Genomic DNA, 18,195 nt, shown 5'->3' with positions numbered 1-18,195 from the left:
CTCGTCATCCCTAATTCGGCAGACGACGGTTGATGAGCAGCGCCGACAGCGCGGCCAGCGCCAGGGCCAGCGCACCGAGACGCAGCCAGCCCACACTCGCATCGCCCTTGATCGTTTCGTACCCGATCTGCTGCTGCAGGTTCGCGTACACCTGGCGCAGCTGTTCGAGGCTGGACGCGGTGAACGCCTCACCGCCGGACAGATCGGCGATCTCCTTGAGCATGTCGTCGTCGACCGGCACCGGCTGACGCTGGTCGTTGATCTCGACGTAGCCGTACGGCGTGCCGAACGAAATGGTCGAGATCGGCACGCCCTGGTCCTTGGCGGTGCGGGCCGCGGTGAAGGCGCCCTTGGGGTTGTCCGGGTTCGACGGCACCGTCTCCTTGCCGTCGGAGAACAGCACGATGCGCGCGGGCGGTGGTTCGTCGCCGCCGCCGATCACCGCGCCGACGGTGGCGATCGCCTGCAACGCGGTGAAGATGCCTTCACCGGTGGCGGTGCGGTCGGCGAACTGCAGCTTGTCGATCGCGGCTTTGGTGGCCTCGCGGCCGGTCGTCGGTGAGACGAGCACGGTCGCCGTGCCGGCGTACGCGATCAGCCCGAGATTGATTCCGGGAGTGAGCTCTTCGGCGAACTGCTTGGACGCCTCCTGCGCCGCCGCCATGCGGTTCGGCGACACGTCGGTGGCGCGCATCGACTGCGATACGTCCATCACGAGCATCACCACCGCGCGGTTGCGCGGAATGCGGACGTCGTGTGTGGGGCCGGCCATCGCGACCGTGAGGAAGACGAGCGCGATGACGAGCAGAATCGCGGGCAGGTGCCGCTTACGCGTCGGCCGTTGGGGTGCAACGCTTTCCAGCAATTCCATGTTGGCGAACCGGAGCATGCGGCGGTGCCGGGCCAGCTGCACGAAGATGTACAGCGCGACGATCCCTAGTACGACGAGGAGGAAAAGGAAGAACCAAGCGTGCTCGAACCCCGAAAGCGTGATCGGTCCAAGTATCGGTAACGTCATGTACGACTAATCTCTTCGCATCCGAGGCTCTTAGGCGCGGCCTGCCAGCGCCAAGCGGCGGGTGGCGACGAACCGAACCACGTCGGCGATCCAGTCCCGGTCGGTACGCAGCGACAGCAGCGGCGCATCGCAGCGTCGCAGCGTGCGCGCCACCTCGGCGCGATGCGCGGCCGCAGCCTTCGCGAAGTCCTCGCGCAACTGCTCGTCGATGGTGAACTCGCGGGTCCGGCCGGTCTCGGTGTCCTGCAGGATGACGTCGCCGACGGGCGGCAGTTCCACGTCGCGCGGGTCGAGCACCTCGATGCCGAGCACCTCGTGCCGACCCGCGATGGCCCGCAATGGGCGCATCCAATTGATGGGACCGAGGAAGTCGCTGATGATGACCGCCATACCGCGCCGGCGTTCGGGCCTGCGCAGCGCGTCGATGGCGGCGGCCAGATCACCGCGGACCCCCGCGGGCGCCTTCGGCATCGTGGCGATCGCGCGCAGCATCTCCTGCTCATGCATGCGGCCCGACAGCGCGGGCACGCGCCGCACGGTGTCGCCGTTGGCGATGATGGCCCCGATCCGGTTGCCGCCACCGCTGTTCAGGAACGTGATCGCGGCGGCCGCGGCGACCGCCAGGTCACGCTTCTCACATCCGACGGTGCCGAAGTCCAGGCTCGCCGAGACGTCGACCACCAGCCAGGTCTCCAACTCGCGGTCGGCGATCATCTGGCGCACGTGCGGATGCGTGGTCCGAGCCGTGACCGACCAGTCCATCCGGCGCACATCGTCACCGGGTTGGTACAGCCGCGACTCGCCGGGTTCCGAACCCGGCCCGGGCAGCAGGCCGAGGTGATCGCCGTGCAACACGCCGTCGAGCTTGCGGCGCACGGTCAATTCGAGCTTACGCAGCGCCGCCGTCAGCGCGGGATCACGGATCTCCCCCCGCTTGAGCGACGGCAGATCGACCCCACGTCGCGAGCTGGTCACCGACCGCTGGCCGCAGCCGCAGCGGCGGGCATGACGGGCGGCACCGAATGACCTTGCTGTGGAATGGCATTCACCTGCGGCAGGCCGACAGTCTGCAGGATCCGGTTGATCACCGTCTCGGAGGAAATCTCGTCGGCCAGTGCGTCGTACGTCAGCACGAGGCGGTGCCGCAGCACATCCGGGATGACCTCGACGACATCCTGTGGAACGACGTAGTCACGTCCGCGCACCAGCGCGAGCGCCCGGGAGGCAGCGATGATGCCGAGCGAGGCACGCGGTGACGCGCCGTAGGCGATCCAGGCCTTCGCGTCGGGCATGCCGAACTTCTCCGGCTCGCGGGTCGCGGTGACGACGCGCACCACATAGTCCACGAGCGCGTGATGCACGAAGTTGTTCGCCGCGACATCCTGCAGACGCAGCAGGTCGCCGGGTCCGAGCACCTGCTTGGGCTCCGGCGGCTTCACGCCCATCCGGTAGATGATCTCGCGCTCTTCCTCAGGCGTCGGGTAGTCGATGTTGAGCTTGAACAGGAACCGGTCGCGCTGCGCCTCGGGGAGCGCATACACGCCCTCCTGCTCGATCGGGTTCTGCGTGGCCATCACCAGGAACGGTGCGGGCAGCGGGAACGTCTTGCCGCCGATCGAGATCTTGCGCTCGGCCATGACCTCGAGCAGCGCGGACTGCACCTTGGCGGGTGCGCGGTTGATCTCGTCGGCGAGCAGGAAGTTGACGACCACCGGGCCGAGCTCGATGTCGAACTCCTCCTTGCCCTGGCGGTAGATGCGGGTACCGACGATGTCGGTCGGCACCAGGTCAGGGGTGAACTGGATGCGTGCGAAGGTGCCGCCCACGACCTTGGCGAAGGTCTCGACCGCCAGCGTCTTCGCGACACCCGGGACACCTTCGAGCAGGACGTGCCCCTTGGCGAGCAGACCGACCAGCATGCGCTCGACGAGCTGGTCCTGGCCGACGATGATCCGCTTGACCTCGAAGATGGCCCGCTCGAGGGTGTGTACCTCTTGTTGGAGGCCCCCGTTGTTTGTCGGCGCCGCGTGCGATCCAGCCTGACCTGGGGGGTAACCCTGCGCAGGGCCCTGCCCGGTCGGGGCCTGTCCAGGGAACCCTCCAGCGCCCTGCGGCGACCCACTCGGTGACGTCATCAACGGTCCTCCCACATCTGTATTCGCCGGTCTTCCGGCCTCTGCGACACCTTGTCCGCCGCACGCTCGTCGTCAACTATTCCAGGCACTCCGGGATCCGTCGACGTTGCCCGGCCCCGTTCGGCCGACATGACCAGCATTGCTAGCAGGAGCTCAGGGTTTGCTCAGCCCCAGCTCAGCTTTCGATAATCCGCGCGACGTACGGCTGCAGACCCGCGGTCCGCACTTGGCTCACCCCAACCCCGCCCGCGGTGCCCCCGGACTCCAGCATCTTGCCGCCGCCGAGATAGATCGCGACGTGCTGGCTGCCGCCGGGCCCCCAGAACAGCAGATCGCCGCGCTTGGCCTGGCTCGTGGGAACCTTGCGACCGGTGTTGTACTGATCGCCCGAATACTTCGGGATGAGCACACCGACGCCGGCGAATGAGAACTGGGTGAAACCCGAGCAGTCGTAGCCGACGATGTTGGCACCGGAGTCGACGCCGGTGCTCGGGCCGGTCGGCTTCCCGCCGCCCCACGAGTACGGGGTGCCGATCTGCGAGCCGCCGCGCCTGATGACGTACTCGATGGCTTGCGGGCCGCGTACCCGACCGGGGGCGACGCCCGCCGTGGGCGGCGGGCCGAACCCGAGCGTGGCCAGGAACTTGCGGCCGAGGTCCATCGTCGCCTCGGTGGCCTGCGCGGTCGCCGCCAGTGATGCGTTGGCGATGGACAGCGGATCGCCCGGTGCGCCCGCGCTGAGGATCTTGGGCAGGGTGGGATCCCATTGGCCGTCGTCGGGTGCTGCGGCGGCGGGCATGGCTGCGCCAATGGCCACGGCAAGTGCCGCGACCATCATCAGAATGCCGCCGAGGAACCGAAAACGCCTGAAGTGCAAAGTAATCCTTTTCGTCACCATTCGATGAGACGGGTTGCGTACGGGGTCATACCGCTGGTGCGGACCGGCGAGACTTTCACGACCGAACCGGTGTAGGGCGCCTCGAGCATCTGACCGTCACCGAGATAGAGGGCGACGTGCTGGCTGGCGTTGGGGCCCCAGAAGAGCATGTCGCCACGCCTGGCCTGTGACGACGGGATCTTGCGGCCCGCGTTGTACTGCGACCCCGAGTAGTGATCGAGCTTGATGCCGACGCCGGCGAACGCGTAGAGCATGAGCCCCGAACAGTCGAATCCGACTGTGCCTGCGCCGGAATCGATGCCAAGGCTCTTGCCTGCGGCATTTCCGCCGCCCCACGAGTAGGGCACGCCGCGCTGTGACATGGCGCGCTGGATGACGTACTCGGTGGCCTGTCGGCCGTACACCCGGGGAATCGCGCCCCCGTTGGTGTAACCGGTCGGCGTGGGCAGCAGACCCAGCTTCTGCAGGAAATTCCGCCCCATCTGCTGGGTGACCTGCGCCGAGGTCGACGCATAACCGAGGATCGTGTTGATGATCGCGATCGGATCGCCGCTGACGAAAGCGCTGGGAATCGCGGGCAGGGTCGGATCCCACCCGGTGGCCCAGTTACCGGTGGCCGCGTTCGCCTGCTGCGGTGCGCTGTCCCAGTTTCCGGCGGGGTTCGACGACGGTCCCGTCGGCGCGGCAACCGGCCGGGCCGGAGCTCCTGCGGCGGGCGCCGACCACTGGCGCGCCTGGTCGAGCTTGGCTTGCGCCGCCTCGCGTTCGGCCGTCAGCTTGTCCAGTTCGGCCTGCTGGGTCCGGAAGGTCTGCTGGGCCTCGGTGAGCGCCGACACCGCGGTCTGCTGGCTGGCCTCTGCGTCGACGAGCGCCTGATCCGCATTCTGCTTCGCCAGCCGCGCCGCCGACTCCTTGTTCACCTGCTCGGTGCGCGCGCGCTGCAGATCGCTGATCACCCGCTGGGTGCTCACCGCCAACGTCTCGCCGGTGGTCGCGGTGTTGAGGATGTCGCTGGGGTCTTTCGCGGTCAGGTACGAGCTCGACGGCCCGTTGACATACGTTGCGACGGCGAAGGTGTCGAAGCGATCCTGCGCCGCTTCGATCGCGGCGTTGGCATCCTTGACGCGCTGCGCGCTGGCGTCGAGTTCGACCTGCGCGGCGGCGGCGGCATCACGTGCGGTCTGCACGTCGAGGATCGCCTTGTTGACGCTTTCCTGCTTCTCCTGGATCGCCGCCCCGAGGTCCTGCAGCTTCTGGTTGACGTTGGCGACGGCAGCGACGAGCGCGCCCACGCTATCCGGGCTGGCGGGCTGCGATCCGGCCAAACCCGGTGTGACAAGCAGCATCCCGACAGTGAGAGGTATGGCGCAGAACCGCGTACAAAGGCGCGAAGCAGAGGCGCTAGGGGTGCGTCTCATGGACAACGTCTCCTATGGCTTACGCGAACGTGCCGACACATTCGTCGATCGCTAATGCACAGAAGCCACGTGAGTCACATCTGCAACATCAGCTACAGACTGCACCGTACGTCACATCTGACGCCAAAGAAACTTTAGTCACAAACTACAAGTTTGTAATTGCGGATAGCGTTATCCGGCTGTGACTTTCAGCCGTACGGAATTTCGCAAAACCCCAGCGACAGGCCGCTTTTCGCGACTCGTTACGTGTTCTGGCGTTTGGCGCGATTTTGCAACATTCGCGTTGCCGCGACAGCGGCGATCACTGCCAGTACCACCACGATCGTGAATGTCGTCCAGGGGAAATGTTGATTGGTCAGTTCGCCGACGAAATTCTTTGCGCCCTGCACCGAACCGCGGCCTTCGGCGACGTCTTGGCCCGCCTCCAGCGTCATCCTGTCGTAGGTCGTGCTGAACGTGCCCGATTCGGTCGGGCTGAGCACCAAGACCGTCGAACCCGGGTACGCCTCCCCCACCTCGGTGGCGATATCGCGCAACGGGGTGTCGATCGGCGGATTGCGATCGACCACGACGATCTTGAGGTCGATCCCCTTCTGCTCGGCCTCGGCGACGACGTCGGCCAGGCCCTCGTTCTCCGGCGTCGGCGCCGCGCTCACACCGGTGTCCTTGATGTCGGCGATCACGAGGTTCATACACTCGTCGACCGGCGTGGTCGCGGGATCCTTTCCGACCGGCCCACAGATGTCGGGCGGGATGTAGGCCGGGAACAACGGCATGACTTGCGGTCCGATCACAGGTGAAACCGTACGTGATGGGTATCCGACCGGGTGGCAGCACGCGCGAGGTGAAGAGAACGTGAAGACTGAACTGTTACCACCCCTGGGGTGGTTTACAGGACAAGCGTACTGTTAGAATCGACAGCGCCGCCGACACAGCCCGTCGCGGCGATATCTAGCCGGGAGTTGATGTGAGCAGCAAAGATTCGGTCAATTCGTTTGGGGCCCGCGACACGCTGAAGGTCGGAGACCAGAGCTACGAGATCTACCGCCTGGACGCGGTGCCCGGTACCGAGAAACTTCCCTACAGCCTGAAGGTGCTCGCCGAAAATCTGCTGCGCACCGAGGACGGCGCCAACATCACCAAAGACCACATCGAGGCGATCGCGAAGTGGGACCCGTCGGCCGATCCGAGCGTGGAGATCCAGTTCACCCCCGCCCGGGTGATCATGCAGGACTTCACGGGTGTGCCCTGCATCGTCGACCTCGCCACCATGCGCGAGGCCGTTGGCGAGCTCGGCGGTGACCCGGACCAGGTCAACCCGCTCGCGCCGGCCGACCTGGTGATCGACCACTCCGTGATCGCAGACCTGTTCGGTACCGCCAACGCCTTCGAGCGCAACGTCGAGATCGAATACCAGCGCAACGGCGAGCGCTACCAGTTCCTGCGCTGGGGCCAGGGCGCGTTCAACGACTTCAAGGTCGTGCCGCCGGGTACCGGCATCGTGCACCAGGTCAACATCGAGTACCTGGCCAGCGTCGTGATGGAACGCAATGGGGTTGCCTACCCGGACACCTGCGTGGGCACCGACTCGCACACCACGATGGAGAACGGGCTTGGCGTGCTGGGCTGGGGCGTCGGCGGTATCGAGGCCGAGGCGGCCATGCTGGGCCAACCGGTGTCGATGCTGATCCCGCGGGTCGTCGGCTTCAAGCTCTCCGGCGAGCGCAAGGCCGGCGTCACCGCCACCGACGTCGTGCTCACCGTCACCGAGATGCTGCGCAAGCACGGTGTCGTCGGAAAGTTCGTCGAGTTCTACGGCGAAGGGGTCGCCGAGGTACCGCTGGCCAACCGGGCGACGCTGGGCAACATGAGCCCCGAATTCGGCTCCACCGCAGCGATTTTCCCGATCGACGACGTGACGATCGACTACCTGCGGATGACCGGGCGCAGCGAACAGCAGCTGGCCTTGGTCGAGGCGTACGCCAAACAACAGGGCCTGTGGCACGATCCGTCACGCGAACCCAAGTTCTCGGAGTACATCGAGCTCGACCTCGGCGACGTCGTCGCGTCGATCGCCGGACCGAAGCGCCCGCAGGACCGCATTGCGCTCTCCGACGCGAAGACCGCCTTCCGCAAGGACATCCACAACTACGTGGGAGGCACTGCGGAGAACCCGGTTCCGCACACCAACGTCGACGAGGTCGTCGAGGAGTCGTTCCCGGCCAGTGACCCGGCGTCGCTCTCGTTCGCCGATGAAGACGCCGTCGTACCGTCGGCCGCGACCGGCTCCAACGGCCGGCCGAGCAATCCCGTCGAGGTCAAGAACTCCGAACGCGGCGACTGCATCGTCGATCACGGCGCTGTGGTGATCGCGGCGATCACCTCGTGCACCAACACCTCCAACCCCGAGGTCATGCTGGGTGCCGCGCTGCTGGCCAAGAACGCGGTGGACAAGGGCCTGACGTCCAAGCCGTGGGTGAAGACCACGATGGCGCCGGGTTCTCAGGTCGTCACCGACTACTACAACAAAGCCGGTCTGTGGCCGTATCTGGAGAAGCTCGGCTTCTTCCTCGTCGGTTACGGCTGCACGACGTGCATCGGCAACTCCGGACCGCTGCCGGACGACATCAGCAAGGCCATCAACGACGCCGACCTGTCCGTCGCGGCGGTCCTGTCCGGCAACCGCAACTTCGAGGGCCGGATCAATCCCGACGTCAAGATGAACTACCTGGCTTCGCCGCCGCTGGTCATCGCGTATGCGCTGGCAGGCACGATGGACTTCGACTTCGAGTCCGAAGCGCTCGGCAAGGACGAGGCCGGCAACGACGTCTTCCTCAAAGACATCTGGCCGTCGCAGAAGGACATCGACGACACGATCGCCAGCGCGATCAACACTGAGATGTTCGTCCAGAACTACGCCGACGTGTTCAAGGGTGACGAGCGCTGGCGCAACCTGCCCACGCCGAGCGGCAACACCTTCGAGTGGGATGACAAGTCGACGTATGTGCGCAAACCACCGTACTTCGACGGCATGCCCGCCCAGCCCGAACCGGTGACCGACATCCAAGGCGCCAGAGTGCTGGCGCTGCTTGGTGATTCGGTGACCACCGACCACATCTCGCCCGCCGGCAGCATCAAGCCGGGAACGCCTGCGGCGCAGTATCTGGATTCGCACGGCGTCGAGAAGGCCGATTACAACTCCTACGGTTCGCGGCGCGGCAATCACGAGGTGATGATCCGCGGCACGTTCGCCAACATCCGGCTGCGTAATCAGCTGCTGGACGACGTATCCGGCGGATACACCCGCGATTTCACCAACGGCGGCGAGCAGGCGTTCATCTATGACGCCGCGCAGAACTACGCCGAAAAGGGCATCCCGCTGGTCGTGCTGGGCGGCAAGGAATACGGGTCGGGTAGCTCGCGCGACTGGGCTGCCAAGGGCACCAGCCTGCTCGGCGTGCGCGCGGTGATCACCGAATCGTTCGAGCGCATCCACCGCAGCAACCTGATCGGCATGGGCGTCATCCCGCTGCAGTTCCCTGAAGGTGAATCGGCGGCGTCACTGAAGCTCGACGGCACCGAGACCTTCGACATCACCGGTATCGAGGCGCTCAACGACGGAGGCAAGACGCCGAAGACGGTGAAGGTGACGGCCAAGAAAGAGGACGGCAAGACCGTCGAGTTCGACGCGGTGGTGCGCATCGACACCCCCGGCGAGGCGGACTACTACCGCAACGGCGGCATCCTGCAATACGTGCTGCGCAACATGCTGCGGTCGTAAGCATGCCCCGGGTCACCGAGAACCATTTGGCGGCGCGCCGCCGTCAGATACTCGACGGTGCCCGGCGGTGTTTCGCGGAGTACGGATACGACAAGGCAACTGTGCGGCGGCTCGAGCAGACGATCGGGCTGTCGCGCGGCGCCATCTTCCACCACTTCCGCGACAAGGACACGTTGTTCTTCGAGTTAGCGCGCGAGGACGCCGAACGCATGGCCGACGTCGCGTCGCGCGAGGGTCTCGTTCAGGTGATGCGGGACATGTTGGCGGCCCCGGAGCAGTTCGACTGGTTGGCGACGCGGCTCGAGATCGCGCGCAAGCTGCGCAACGACCCGGAGTTTCATCGGGGTTGGATGGAGCGGTCCGCCGAGCTTTCGGCGGCCACTACTGCGCGGCTGCGCCGCCAGAAACAGGCCGGCAGGCTTCGCGATGACGTGCCGAGCGCAGTGCTGCAGACGTACCTGGATCTGGTGCTCGACGGCCTCGTTGCCCGGCTCGCTTCGGGTGATGATCCCGAAAAGCTCAGTGGCGTACTGGACCTGGTCGAAGCTTCATTGCGCCAGGCTCAGCCAGGCGGTCAGCCGTAGTGCCTGCGGCTGCGATGGTTGGGACCGCCGCGGCTGCGCATCGTGGTTCCCGATTCACGCAACATGCTGTGTATCGACCCGTACGAGCGACCCGTCGACGCGACCAGCGTCCGGATGCTCGCACCGCCTTCGTAAGCGCTCTTCAATTCGGTGAGCAATTCGTCTCTGGCCTTGCTCGGTTTCTTCATCGGCACCTCCCCGCGCGATTGATCCCCCGACGAGTACCCAGCCTAGGAACCGCTTACACAAGCGGATGAGGTTTCGGCGAAACAGTTTGCCGACGGCTCAGGCGAGCTCGATGAGATCCCGATAGTCGTTCGACCAGAAGTCTTCGGTGCCGTCCGGCAGTAGCACCACGCGTTGCGGATTCAGTGCCTCGGCGGCCCCCGGATCGTGCGTAACCAGTACCACCGCACCGACATAGCTTCGCAATGCGTCGAGCACCTGCTCGCGCGAAGCGGGATCGAGATTGTTGGTCGGCTCGTCAAGCAACAGCACGTTCGCCGTCGACGCGACGAGCCCGGCCAGCGCCAGCCTGGTCTTCTCGCCACCGGACAGCGTCCCCGCGGGTTGTTCGAGCTGCGGACCGCTGAACATGAACGCGCCCAACAGACCCCGCAGATCCTGTTCGCCGGTGTCGGGTGCGGCGTGGCGGATGTTCTCCCACACCGTGGCACGGTCATCGAGCGTGTCGTGTTCCTGGGCGAAGTAGCCGAGCCTCAGTCCATGCCCGGGTTCCAGCGTTCCCGCGTCGGCGGTTTCAGCCCCTGCCAGTATCCGCAGCAGTGTGGTCTTGCCCGCGCCGTTGAGTCCGAGCACCACGACGCGCGATCCGCGGTCGATCGCAAGATCCACCCCGGTGAACACCTCGAGCGACCCGTAGTTCTTCGTCAGGCCTTTGGCGACCAGTGGCACGCGGCCGCACGACGCCGGCGTCGGGAACTTGATCCGCGCCACCTTGTCGGCCACTCGCTCCTCGTCCAGCGCCGCCATCATCCGGTCCGCTCGGCGCAGCATATTCTGTGCCGCAACGGCTTTGGTGGCCTTGGCCCCCATCTTCGCGGCCTGCGTCCGCAGCGCACTGGCCTTGCGTTCGGCATTGGCGCGTTCGCGGCGGCGACGCTGCTCGTCGGTGGCGCGCGCGTCGAGGTACTTCTGCCAGCCCATGTTGTAGACGTCGGCCTCGCCACGCACCGCGTCGAGGAACCAGACGCGGTTGACCACGTCGGCGAGCAGGTCGACATTGTGGCTGATGACGATGAGGCCGCCCTTGTGCTGCTGGAGGAATTCCCGCAGCCAGCCCACGGAGTCGGCGTCGAGGTGGTTGGTCGGCTCGTCGAGTAAGAGCGTCGTCGACGAACCGGCACCGGATTCGGATGCGGCGAACAGGATTCGTGCGAGTTCCACTCGACGACGCTGGCCACCGGACAGGGTCCGCAGTGGCTGGGTCAGAACACGTTCCGCCAAGCCGAGACTCGCGCAGATTCGGCCTGCCTCGCTTTCGGCGGCGTAACCGCCGAGCGCGGCGAACCGCTCCTCGAGCTGGCCGTAACGGCGGACCGCCTTGTCGCGCGCGTCGTCGTCGGCGACCTCGGCCATCAACGCCTGCTGCTTCTCCAGATCCGCGAGCAGCGAATCAAGGCCACGCGCCGACAGCACGCGATCCCGGGCCAAGACGTCGAGGTCACCCTCCCTGGGATCCTGCGGCAGATATCCGACGTCACCCGCGCGGGTGATCGTGCCCGCGTAGGGCTCGCCCTCCCCTGCCAGAATCCGCATGGTGGTGGTCTTGCCCGCGCCGTTTCGTCCGACCAAACCGATCCGGTCGCCGGGCTGCACCCGTAGCGCGGCACCTTCAGTGGAGAGCAGCGTGCGCGCGCCGGCGCGGACCTCCAGGTCCGTTGCGGTGATCACGCTGCACTCTCCTCAGTTCCTACTTGTCGTCGGTGAAGACCGGGGCCCGCTTCTCCGCGCGCGCTGCAACCGCTTCCTCGAAATTGGCGGTGAGCAGTCGGACGAAGAGTTGTCCCAGGCCTTCGGCCTGCATATGTGCCTCTAGGCTACCGGCGTCAAGTCCACTCCAAAGCGTGCGCTTGGTCAATTCGATTCCCGGCCGGGAGAACGACGCGATGCGCTCGCCGATTTCGTAGCAGACGTCGAGCAGGTCCGCGTCGGGTACGGCCTGCGACACCAGCCCGATGCGCTGGGCTTCATCGGCGTCCACGTCGCGGCCGGTCAGCATCAGCTCGAATGCCCGAGAGGTGCCGATCGCACGGGGCAGCAGATACGACAGCCCGAGTTCGCTTGCCGTCAGCCCGTTGTTGATCCCCGCAGCGCGAAAGTATGCGCCAGCTGCGGCAACACGGATGTCGCAGGCCAGAGCCAGGCACAGTCCCCCGCCGATCGCGGCGCCGTTGACCGCGGCGATGACCGGCTGGTGCATCTTGCGCAGCGCGAGGATCACGTCGTCGAGCACCTCCATGGACCGCAGCGCAAAGCTGGGACGGGTCAGCCCGTCGATGTGAGGTACGGAGCCCGCCGACTTGTGATCGGCACCCGAGGAGAATCCACGACCGGCACCTGTGAGCACGATCACGCGCACCGAGTTGTCGTAGGTGAGCTCGTCGAGGACCGCCTTGAGCGGGACCATGACGTCGAACGCCATGGAATTCATTCGCTCGGGACGGTTCAGCGTCACCAACGCCACATGCGGGCGCGGCCGGTCGACGAGGACGAAGTTTTGCTCTGGGTGCTCGGTCACGGACTGCACGCTATCGCGTGCAATCGTTACTCGGGCTGACCGTTCTCCTGAGCGGCCATCGCCGCGTCGACGTCGAAGTCCTTCACCTTCTGAACCAGGTCCTCGAGTGCGGCCGGTGGCAGCGCTCCTGCCTGGTTGAAGACCAGCTTGCCCTTCTTGAACACCATCAGGGTCGGGATCGAGCGGATGTCGGCAGCGGCGGCGAGCTCCTGCTCCGCCTCGGTGTCGACCTTCGCGAAGACGACGTCGGGGTGCTGCTCCGAGGACGCGGCGAACGTCGGAGCAAACGCCTTACACGGCCCGCACCACGACGCCCAGAAATCGACCAACACGATGTCGTTGTCCGTAATGGTCTCGTTGAATTGTTCGGCGGTGATGTCTTTGGTAGCCACGTTTCTCCTAACGTCAGGCTCAGACCGTCTGTTCCCAGTATGTGGTCATGACGAAACCGCCGATAGTTCACGACGACCGCGTTCGAAGAAATCGGCGATGCGGCTGGTCAGCCCATCGACGTCGATGGTGTGGTCAAGAGGGTAGATGGCGCCGAACGACGCGTTCCAGAATTCCCCGGCGGGCACCGACGGCGGGCCGACGTACGCGTAGGGCATCGGATGCTGCTCGTCGCCGGCCGATACGCCGTAGTCGACTTCGTCCTGGGTCACCGCCACGTCGAAGTGTTCGGGCCACAGCACCGGATGACATTCGGGCAGAAAAGTCTTCAATGCGTACCCACCCGCATAGTGGCTGCGGTTGACCCATTCGGCAGCATGCGCGTCCAGCCTCAGATCGGCGTCTGGCGCCAGCGCATCGACGAGCGTGTAGACGCCCTCGGGTGGACCGGCGACGATGCCGGCGGCCTCGGCTATCAAACTCATCGGGCCCTCCAACGGGACCGCATCGTTCGGCAGGACCAGTTCGGTGCCGTGCACCGCGACCGGGATCGTCACCGCGGCGAAGCCGTCCGGGCGCACGGCGAGCCGAATCGTGCCCGCCGATCGGTACTGCGGTCCGGCGATCAGACTTTCGGCCACCCCGCGCAGCTGGCGCCGCGTCCTGACATAGTTCGCCTCGAAGCTCACATTGACTGGGTTACCAGATAGGGCTCGGCGTTACAGAGACTTTCGGGCCAATGCCGCGGCTGTGTCGGCGTTGGCCAACAGCTGCGCCTGGCGCTTCGGCAGCCAGAACACCTCGACTCCAAGGGCCACCAGATAAATGGCCGACGCGATGAGATTGCGCCACGAACCGTAAACGGCATCCCACGCCGCCGTCGCCACCGCCACGGCGAGGACGACGATGAGCACCCAGCGCAACCAGCGAGCCGTCTCCGCGGCCTCGTGCAGCCCGCGGGCGTAGTCCACGACCGGCTGGGCCAGGCGATCGTCATCGAGCGGCTGCCCCATTCGGACCGCCCGTGCCACCGCGACGCGCTCCTCGCCGGTGAGGTCTTTGGCACCCGGCCAGTACCGCGCCATGCGGCGGGCCATCCAGACGCCGTAGAACGTGCCGACGACGACGAGCACGATCACACCAGAAATCCAGAACCCCGAATCGAGCCACGCCAGCACACCGACACAGAGCCCGACGACGCCGCCGGTCGTCAGCGCGCGAAGCGCGAACCCACCCCGCCACACCACCGCTGGAATAGTGACCACGCGACACAGTCTGACCGAACAGCGGACGGCTCACAGGTCCAATACGACGCCCAACGACGGTTTCGCCGAACAGATCAGCACGGTCCCCTCCTCGGGCAACTCCAGCGGCGGCTGCGGGTAGGCGACGGTCCCGTCCACCAACGGCGTGACGCAGATGTGGCACACACCGCTGCGGCAGGAGAAGCGCGTCGGGACGTCGCAAGCCTCGGCGAGTTCGAGAATGCTGGCGTAGTCGTCCGACCAGTTGGCGGTGATCCCGCTGCGCGCGAACGACACTGCCGGCCCGGTGCCCTGCGGGCCGTCGGGCAGATGCGGTGTCCGCTGTGGCGCATCGATGATGCCGGGGTTGATCGGCGGCAGCGCGCCGAAGAGCTCGGAGTGGATGCGGGATTCGTCAATCCCGGCGCCCGCGAGCGCATCACGCATGTCGGCCATGAACTGTCCTGGCCCGCAGAGATACGCGATCGCGTCGCGGGGCAGACCGAGCGCTTCGACTGCCGCCATACGCGGCCTGCCGCCCTCGGCGGTGTAGAAAACCCGCTGCCGCGCGTTGGGCAGCGAGCCGATGAGTTCGCCGACTTCGCCGCCGAATGCCAGGCTCTGCGCGTCGCGGGTGATGTGGAGCCACCAGATGTCTCGCTCGCTGCGCTGCGCGGCCAACGCGTGCAGCATTGCGAGCACCGGGGTGATGCCGATACCCGCCGACACGAACACGACCGGATCGGTCTCGTCGCCCAGATAGAAGTCACCACGTGGAGCGGCCGCCTCGACCACGGCCCCTGGGCTGAGGTTGTCGTGGATCCAGGTGCTCACCCGGCCCCGTTCCTCGCGCTTCACGCTGATCCGGTACCGGACGCCGGTGCTCGACAGCGAGTAGCTGCGCAGTGGTGCGGGGTCGCCCGCCGGGACGCGTAGCGTCAGGAACTGTCCGGGCCGCGCGGTGGGCAGCGCCGCGCCATCGGCGGTTTCGAGCTCGATCGAAAGGACCGACGGGCTTTCGCGGCGCGTTTCGACCACCCGCAGTGCGCGGAATCCGGGCCAACCGGGTTCGACTCCGATCGCCGGCGACGTTGCGCCGCAGGGACTGTCGTGCGCGGCCAGCAGCTCGGCGAAAGACTGCTGCCACCCGGGGCTCAGCGCGGGGATGTCCACCGCCTTGCGGAGCATGTCGACGTCGCGGTCGGGCAGATACAGCAACGCGTCGACGTCGGCGACGCTCAGTGCGTGGCGTCCGCGCCGTGTCCGCACGATCTCGTCGCCCGAGGCGACGCGACCTTCTTCGATGACGCGGAAGTAGAACCCCGGGCGGTGATGGGCGACAAGGAGATTGGGCATCTCGGGCTCGCCGAGTCGAATACCGACGCGAAAGCACGTCACGCGCGGCTGAGTGACCTCGAACTCGGCCTCCCCGATGCGATACCTGTCCCCGATGCACACCTCGTCGTCGCTGAGACCGGTGATCGTGAAGTTCTCACCGAACGTGCCCGGCTCGAGGTCGTCACGGCCGAAATGGCGCTGCCAGTGCTCATACGACTCCGTTTGGTACACCATGACGGCGCGTTGTTCGCCGCCGTGACCGTTGAGGTCGCCCTGACCGTCGCCGTCGATATTGAGGCGCCGCACCATCACCGGGCCCCGCACCGGCTTCTTGTAGATGCCGGTGTGGACGGTCTTCCCCCGCCACGGCACGTCGGCGGGCATCCCGACGTTGAGGGACACCAGGGTGGGCACCACGGGGCCGTTCATACCTCGGCCGTCCGCGCGCGACGGTAGTGCCTGCGGGCTTTCATCCGGTTGCCGCAGATGGCCATCGAACACCATCTGGCGGTGTTGGGCTTGCTGCGGTCGATGAGGAACAACCGGCATTCATCGTTCGCACAGGGACGCAACCGGCCCGGGCTGGAGATCCGCAGCGCGTCCCAGGCCAGGACCGCACGCGCCGCGCCGGTAGCACCGTCCACCCGCCAGTCCAAACCGTCGTCACCTGCGACCGGCCGCAGGCGGACGTCGTCGACAAAGCGCTTGAGCGCCTTGGGGCCGGTCTGGCCGCGCACCACCTCCTGCAGGGCCGACCGTGCCTGCCGCAGTGCCGCCAGCTCCGTCTTGGTGTCCGCGACGTCGTGGGCACGCATCCAGACTTTGGCCTCTGCCGAATCGGCGAGGCCGTCATGCACGGCGCCGTCGATCACAGGCGTTGTGTTGAGCAGATCGAGCAGAAACCCCTCGTCCGGCGGGGCCACCACCACCAGATCCATATCTAACCTCCAAATTAATATTGACAGGTTACATCGGAACGAGTAGGCATGTCACTAACTGGTAAAAATACTCAAAGGAGTTAGTCATGGGAGTTCAGGTCCACCACCGCTACGCCACCGTCGATGACCATCGGTTGTTCTACCGCGAAGCGGGTTCGCAGGATGCGCCGACGCTCGTCCTGCTGCACGGCTTCCCTACCAGTTCGTTCATGTTCCGCGACCTCATCCCCCGGCTCGCCGACCGCTACCACGTGATCGCGCCCGACCACCTCGGCTTCGGACTCTCCGACGCGCCGGCCGTCGACGAATTCGACTACACCTTCGACGCGCTGACCGATCTCACAGAAGGACTGCTTGCCGAACTGGGCGTGACCCGATATGCCATCTACGTCCAGGATTACGGTGCGCCCATCGGGTGGCGCCTGGCGCTGCGGCGCCCGCAGGCGATCACCGCAATCGTCACGCAAAACGGCAACGGCTACGACGAGGGTTTCGTCGAGAGCTTCTGGACCGCGGTCTGGGACTACCAGCGCGACCAGAACCCCGACACCGAGGCCGGAGTGCGGAGCGCGCTGAGTGTCGAGGGAATCAAATGGCAGTACCTGACCGGCGTCGACGACGAATCGCTCGTCAGTCCCGACACCTGGATCCACGATGTGGCTCTGGTGAGCCGGCCGGGCAACGACCAGATCCAGCTCGCGCTGTTCCGCGACTACGCGACCAATGCGCCTATGTATCCGGCGCTGCACGACTACCTGCGCACGAGCAAGGTGCCGGTGCTCGCCGTCTGGGGTCAGGCCGACCCGATCTTCGGGCCCGACGGCGCCCGCGCGTTTGGAAAGGACGCGCACGACGCCGAGATCCACCTCCTCGAGGGCGGCCACTTCCTGCTCGAAACCGCTGCCGAAGAAGTCGCCGACCTCATGCGTTTCTTCCTGCAGCGAATCGCCGCGTAGACAATCAAAAGGAAGGAACGCGGTAATGGCAATGAATGATCGTCCCGCTGTGCTGATCTTCGATGTCAACGAGACGCTGATCGACATCGAGTCGCTGGCGCCGAACTTCGAGCGGATGTTCGGCGACCGCGGCGTGCTGCGCGAGTGGTTCAACCAGCTTGTCCTGTACTCGATGACGGCCACGCTGTCCGGCAACTACGTCGACTTCTTCGCTCTCGGACAAGCTGTGCTGCGGATGATCGGCGGCTGTCGCCAGACGTCGATCACCGAGAGTGATCTCGAGGACCTCGCGTACGGCATGCGCACGATGCCCGCCCACCCGGATGTCGCCGACGGCCTGACAACTCTGCGTGCACAGGGTTATCGGCTTGTCACGCTGACCAATTCGCCGCCGAAGCCCGGTGTGCCGACACCCTTGGACAGCGCAGGCCTTGCCCAGTTCTTCGAACGGCAGTTCAGTGTCGACACCTGGCGCATGTTCAAGCCCTCTCTAGGGCTCTACACCGGGGTAGCCAACGAGCTCGAGGTGGAGCCGTCGGACTGCATGATGGTCGCCGCTCACGTGTGGGACACCATCGGTGCACAATCGGCGGGGTTCAGCGGCGCGCTGCTCACCCGCCCCGGTAACGCTCCACTGCCCGCTCCGGAGTTACCTCAGCCCGACATCGTCGTCGCGGACGTGCGGGAGCTCGCCCAGCGACTGGGGCCGACCGGATCGATGGTCACGGCCTGAC

18 protein-coding genes are annotated in these 18,195 nt (G+C 66.1%); 4 read left to right on the top strand and 14 right to left on the bottom strand.

The window, feature by feature from the left end; genetic code table 11:
• Nucleotides 1–10: 10 nt before the first annotated feature.
• The 6 genes from G6N42_RS06250 to G6N42_RS06225 all read right to left on the bottom strand — a co-directional run bounded on the left by G6N42_RS06250 (nucleotide 11) and on the right by G6N42_RS06225 (nucleotide 6,263).
• Entirely contained in the window at nucleotides 11–1,018 is a 1,008-nt protein-coding gene (locus G6N42_RS06250; RefSeq protein WP_083123390.1) for a VWA domain-containing protein, read from the bottom strand.
• A 30-nt stretch (nucleotides 1,019–1,048) separates the two neighbouring features.
• A complete protein-coding gene (locus G6N42_RS06245) occupies nucleotides 1,049–1,993 on the bottom strand; it encodes a DUF58 domain-containing protein (protein WP_163727500.1) in 945 nt (314 codons plus the stop codon).
• Nucleotides 1,990–3,153, bottom strand: a complete 1,164-nt coding sequence (gene moxR1 / locus G6N42_RS06240; RefSeq protein WP_163727497.1) for a chaperone MoxR1 — start codon at nucleotides 3,151–3,153, stop codon at nucleotides 1,990–1,992. The genes G6N42_RS06245 and moxR1 overlap by 4 nt, the downstream gene beginning before the upstream one ends.
• Before the next feature lie 175 nt (nucleotides 3,154–3,328).
• The gene (gene ripB / locus G6N42_RS06235) at nucleotides 3,329–3,991 is read right to left on the bottom strand and encodes an NlpC/P60 family peptidoglycan endopeptidase RipB (RefSeq protein ID WP_174262219.1); all 663 of its coding nucleotides are present in this window, start codon (nucleotides 3,989–3,991) and stop codon (nucleotides 3,329–3,331) included.
• 53 nt (nucleotides 3,992–4,044) lie between these two features.
• Nucleotides 4,045–5,469 carry an NlpC/P60 family peptidoglycan endopeptidase RipA gene (ripA, locus tag G6N42_RS06230; protein WP_163727495.1) on the bottom strand — a complete coding sequence of 475 codons (1,425 nt, stop codon included), beginning with the start codon at nucleotides 5,467–5,469 and terminating at the stop codon, nucleotides 4,045–4,047.
• Between the two features lie 242 nt (nucleotides 5,470–5,711).
• Complete coding sequence (locus G6N42_RS06225) at nucleotides 5,712–6,263, bottom strand: Rv1476 family membrane protein (protein ID WP_232076092.1); 552 nt, start codon at nucleotides 6,261–6,263, stop codon at nucleotides 5,712–5,714.
• Nucleotides 6,264–6,436: 173 nt separating this feature from the next.
• Here G6N42_RS06225 and G6N42_RS06220 point away from each other — a divergent pair, with 173 nt between their 5' ends.
• Nucleotides 6,437–9,250 (top strand): aconitate hydratase, encoded by a 2,814-nt coding sequence (locus G6N42_RS06220; RefSeq protein ID WP_163727491.1) that lies wholly within the window; start codon nucleotides 6,437–6,439, stop codon nucleotides 9,248–9,250.
• A 2-nt stretch (nucleotides 9,251–9,252) separates the two neighbouring features.
• Nucleotides 9,253–9,834 (top strand): TetR/AcrR family transcriptional regulator, encoded by a 582-nt coding sequence (locus G6N42_RS06215; protein WP_163727487.1) that lies wholly within the window; start codon nucleotides 9,253–9,255, stop codon nucleotides 9,832–9,834.
• Here G6N42_RS06215 and G6N42_RS06210 read toward each other — a convergent pair.
• The 8 genes from G6N42_RS06210 to G6N42_RS06175 form a co-directional block, all read right to left on the bottom strand.
• Nucleotides 9,825–10,022, bottom strand: coding sequence for a helix-turn-helix domain-containing protein (locus tag G6N42_RS06210; RefSeq protein ID WP_163727484.1), 198 nt, complete (start codon nucleotides 10,020–10,022; stop codon nucleotides 9,825–9,827). The genes G6N42_RS06215 and G6N42_RS06210 overlap by 10 nt on opposite strands.
• A gap of 97 nt (nucleotides 10,023–10,119) precedes the next feature.
• Nucleotides 10,120–11,748, bottom strand: coding sequence for an ABC-F family ATP-binding cassette domain-containing protein (locus G6N42_RS06205; protein ID WP_163727481.1), 1,629 nt, complete (start codon nucleotides 11,746–11,748; stop codon nucleotides 10,120–10,122).
• 19 nt (nucleotides 11,749–11,767) lie between these two features.
• Entirely contained in the window at nucleotides 11,768–12,619 is an 852-nt protein-coding gene (locus G6N42_RS06200; protein ID WP_174262218.1) for an enoyl-CoA hydratase, read from the bottom strand.
• A 2-nt stretch (nucleotides 12,620–12,621) separates the two neighbouring features.
• Nucleotides 12,622–12,987 carry a thioredoxin gene (gene trxA, locus G6N42_RS06195; protein ID WP_083123399.1) on the bottom strand — a complete coding sequence of 122 codons (366 nt, stop codon included), beginning with the start codon at nucleotides 12,985–12,987 and terminating at the stop codon, nucleotides 12,622–12,624.
• 45 nt (nucleotides 12,988–13,032) lie between these two features.
• On the bottom strand, nucleotides 13,033–13,674 hold the full coding sequence (locus tag G6N42_RS06190; protein ID WP_163727476.1) for a hypothetical protein: 642 nt from the start codon (nucleotides 13,672–13,674) through the stop codon (nucleotides 13,033–13,035).
• Nucleotides 13,675–13,704: 30 nt separating this feature from the next.
• Nucleotides 13,705–14,250, bottom strand: a complete 546-nt coding sequence (locus G6N42_RS06185) for a hypothetical protein (protein WP_163727473.1) — start codon at nucleotides 14,248–14,250, stop codon at nucleotides 13,705–13,707.
• A 30-nt stretch (nucleotides 14,251–14,280) separates the two neighbouring features.
• Entirely contained in the window at nucleotides 14,281–15,981 is a 1,701-nt protein-coding gene (locus G6N42_RS06180; protein WP_163737061.1) for an MOSC and FAD-binding oxidoreductase domain-containing protein, read from the bottom strand.
• A gap of 11 nt (nucleotides 15,982–15,992) precedes the next feature.
• Nucleotides 15,993–16,505, bottom strand: a complete 513-nt coding sequence (locus tag G6N42_RS06175) for a CGNR zinc finger domain-containing protein (protein ID WP_163727470.1) — start codon at nucleotides 16,503–16,505, stop codon at nucleotides 15,993–15,995.
• 86 nt (nucleotides 16,506–16,591) lie between these two features.
• Here G6N42_RS06175 and G6N42_RS06170 point away from each other — a divergent pair, with 86 nt between their 5' ends.
• Together G6N42_RS06170 and G6N42_RS06165 are read left to right on the top strand one after the other, a co-directional pair.
• A complete protein-coding gene (locus tag G6N42_RS06170; RefSeq protein ID WP_163727467.1) occupies nucleotides 16,592–17,461 on the top strand; it encodes an alpha/beta fold hydrolase in 870 nt (289 codons plus the stop codon).
• 31 nt (nucleotides 17,462–17,492) lie between these two features.
• Nucleotides 17,493–18,194, top strand: a complete 702-nt coding sequence (locus G6N42_RS06165; protein ID WP_163737058.1) for a haloacid dehalogenase type II — start codon at nucleotides 17,493–17,495, stop codon at nucleotides 18,192–18,194.
• Nucleotide 18,195: the final 1 nt, after the last annotated feature.

Origin of the sequence: Mycobacterium gallinarum (genome assembly GCF_010726765.1) — a bacterium.
Lineage (GTDB): Bacteria > Actinomycetota > Actinomycetes > Mycobacteriales > Mycobacteriaceae > Mycobacterium > Mycobacterium gallinarum.
Note: the sequence above shows the minus strand (reverse complement) of the source record. Positions and strands in the feature narration are given on the sequence as shown.

Coding starts and splice junctions, on each gene's coding strand:
- G6N42_RS06250 (WP_083123390.1), bottom strand. CDS start 1,018: ATGACGTTACCGATACTTGGACCGATCACGCTTTCGGGGTTCGAGCAC.
- moxR1 (WP_163727497.1), bottom strand. CDS start 3,153: ATGACGTCACCGAGTGGGTCGCCGCAGGGCGCTGGAGGGTTCCCTGGA.
- G6N42_RS06170 (WP_163727467.1), top strand. CDS start 16,592: ATGGGAGTTCAGGTCCACCACCGCTACGCCACCGTCGATGACCATCGG.
- G6N42_RS06210 (WP_163727484.1), bottom strand. CDS start 10,022: ATGAAGAAACCGAGCAAGGCCAGAGACGAATTGCTCACCGAATTGAAG.
- G6N42_RS06175 (WP_163727470.1), bottom strand. CDS start 16,505: ATGGATCTGGTGGTGGTGGCCCCGCCGGACGAGGGGTTTCTGCTCGAT.
- ripB (WP_174262219.1), bottom strand. CDS start 3,991: ATGATGGTCGCGGCACTTGCCGTGGCCATTGGCGCAGCCATGCCCGCC.
- G6N42_RS06215 (WP_163727487.1), top strand. CDS start 9,253: ATGCCCCGGGTCACCGAGAACCATTTGGCGGCGCGCCGCCGTCAGATA.
- ripA (WP_163727495.1), bottom strand. CDS start 5,469: ATGAGACGCACCCCTAGCGCCTCTGCTTCGCGCCTTTGTACGCGGTTC.
- G6N42_RS06165 (WP_163737058.1), top strand. CDS start 17,493: ATGAATGATCGTCCCGCTGTGCTGATCTTCGATGTCAACGAGACGCTG.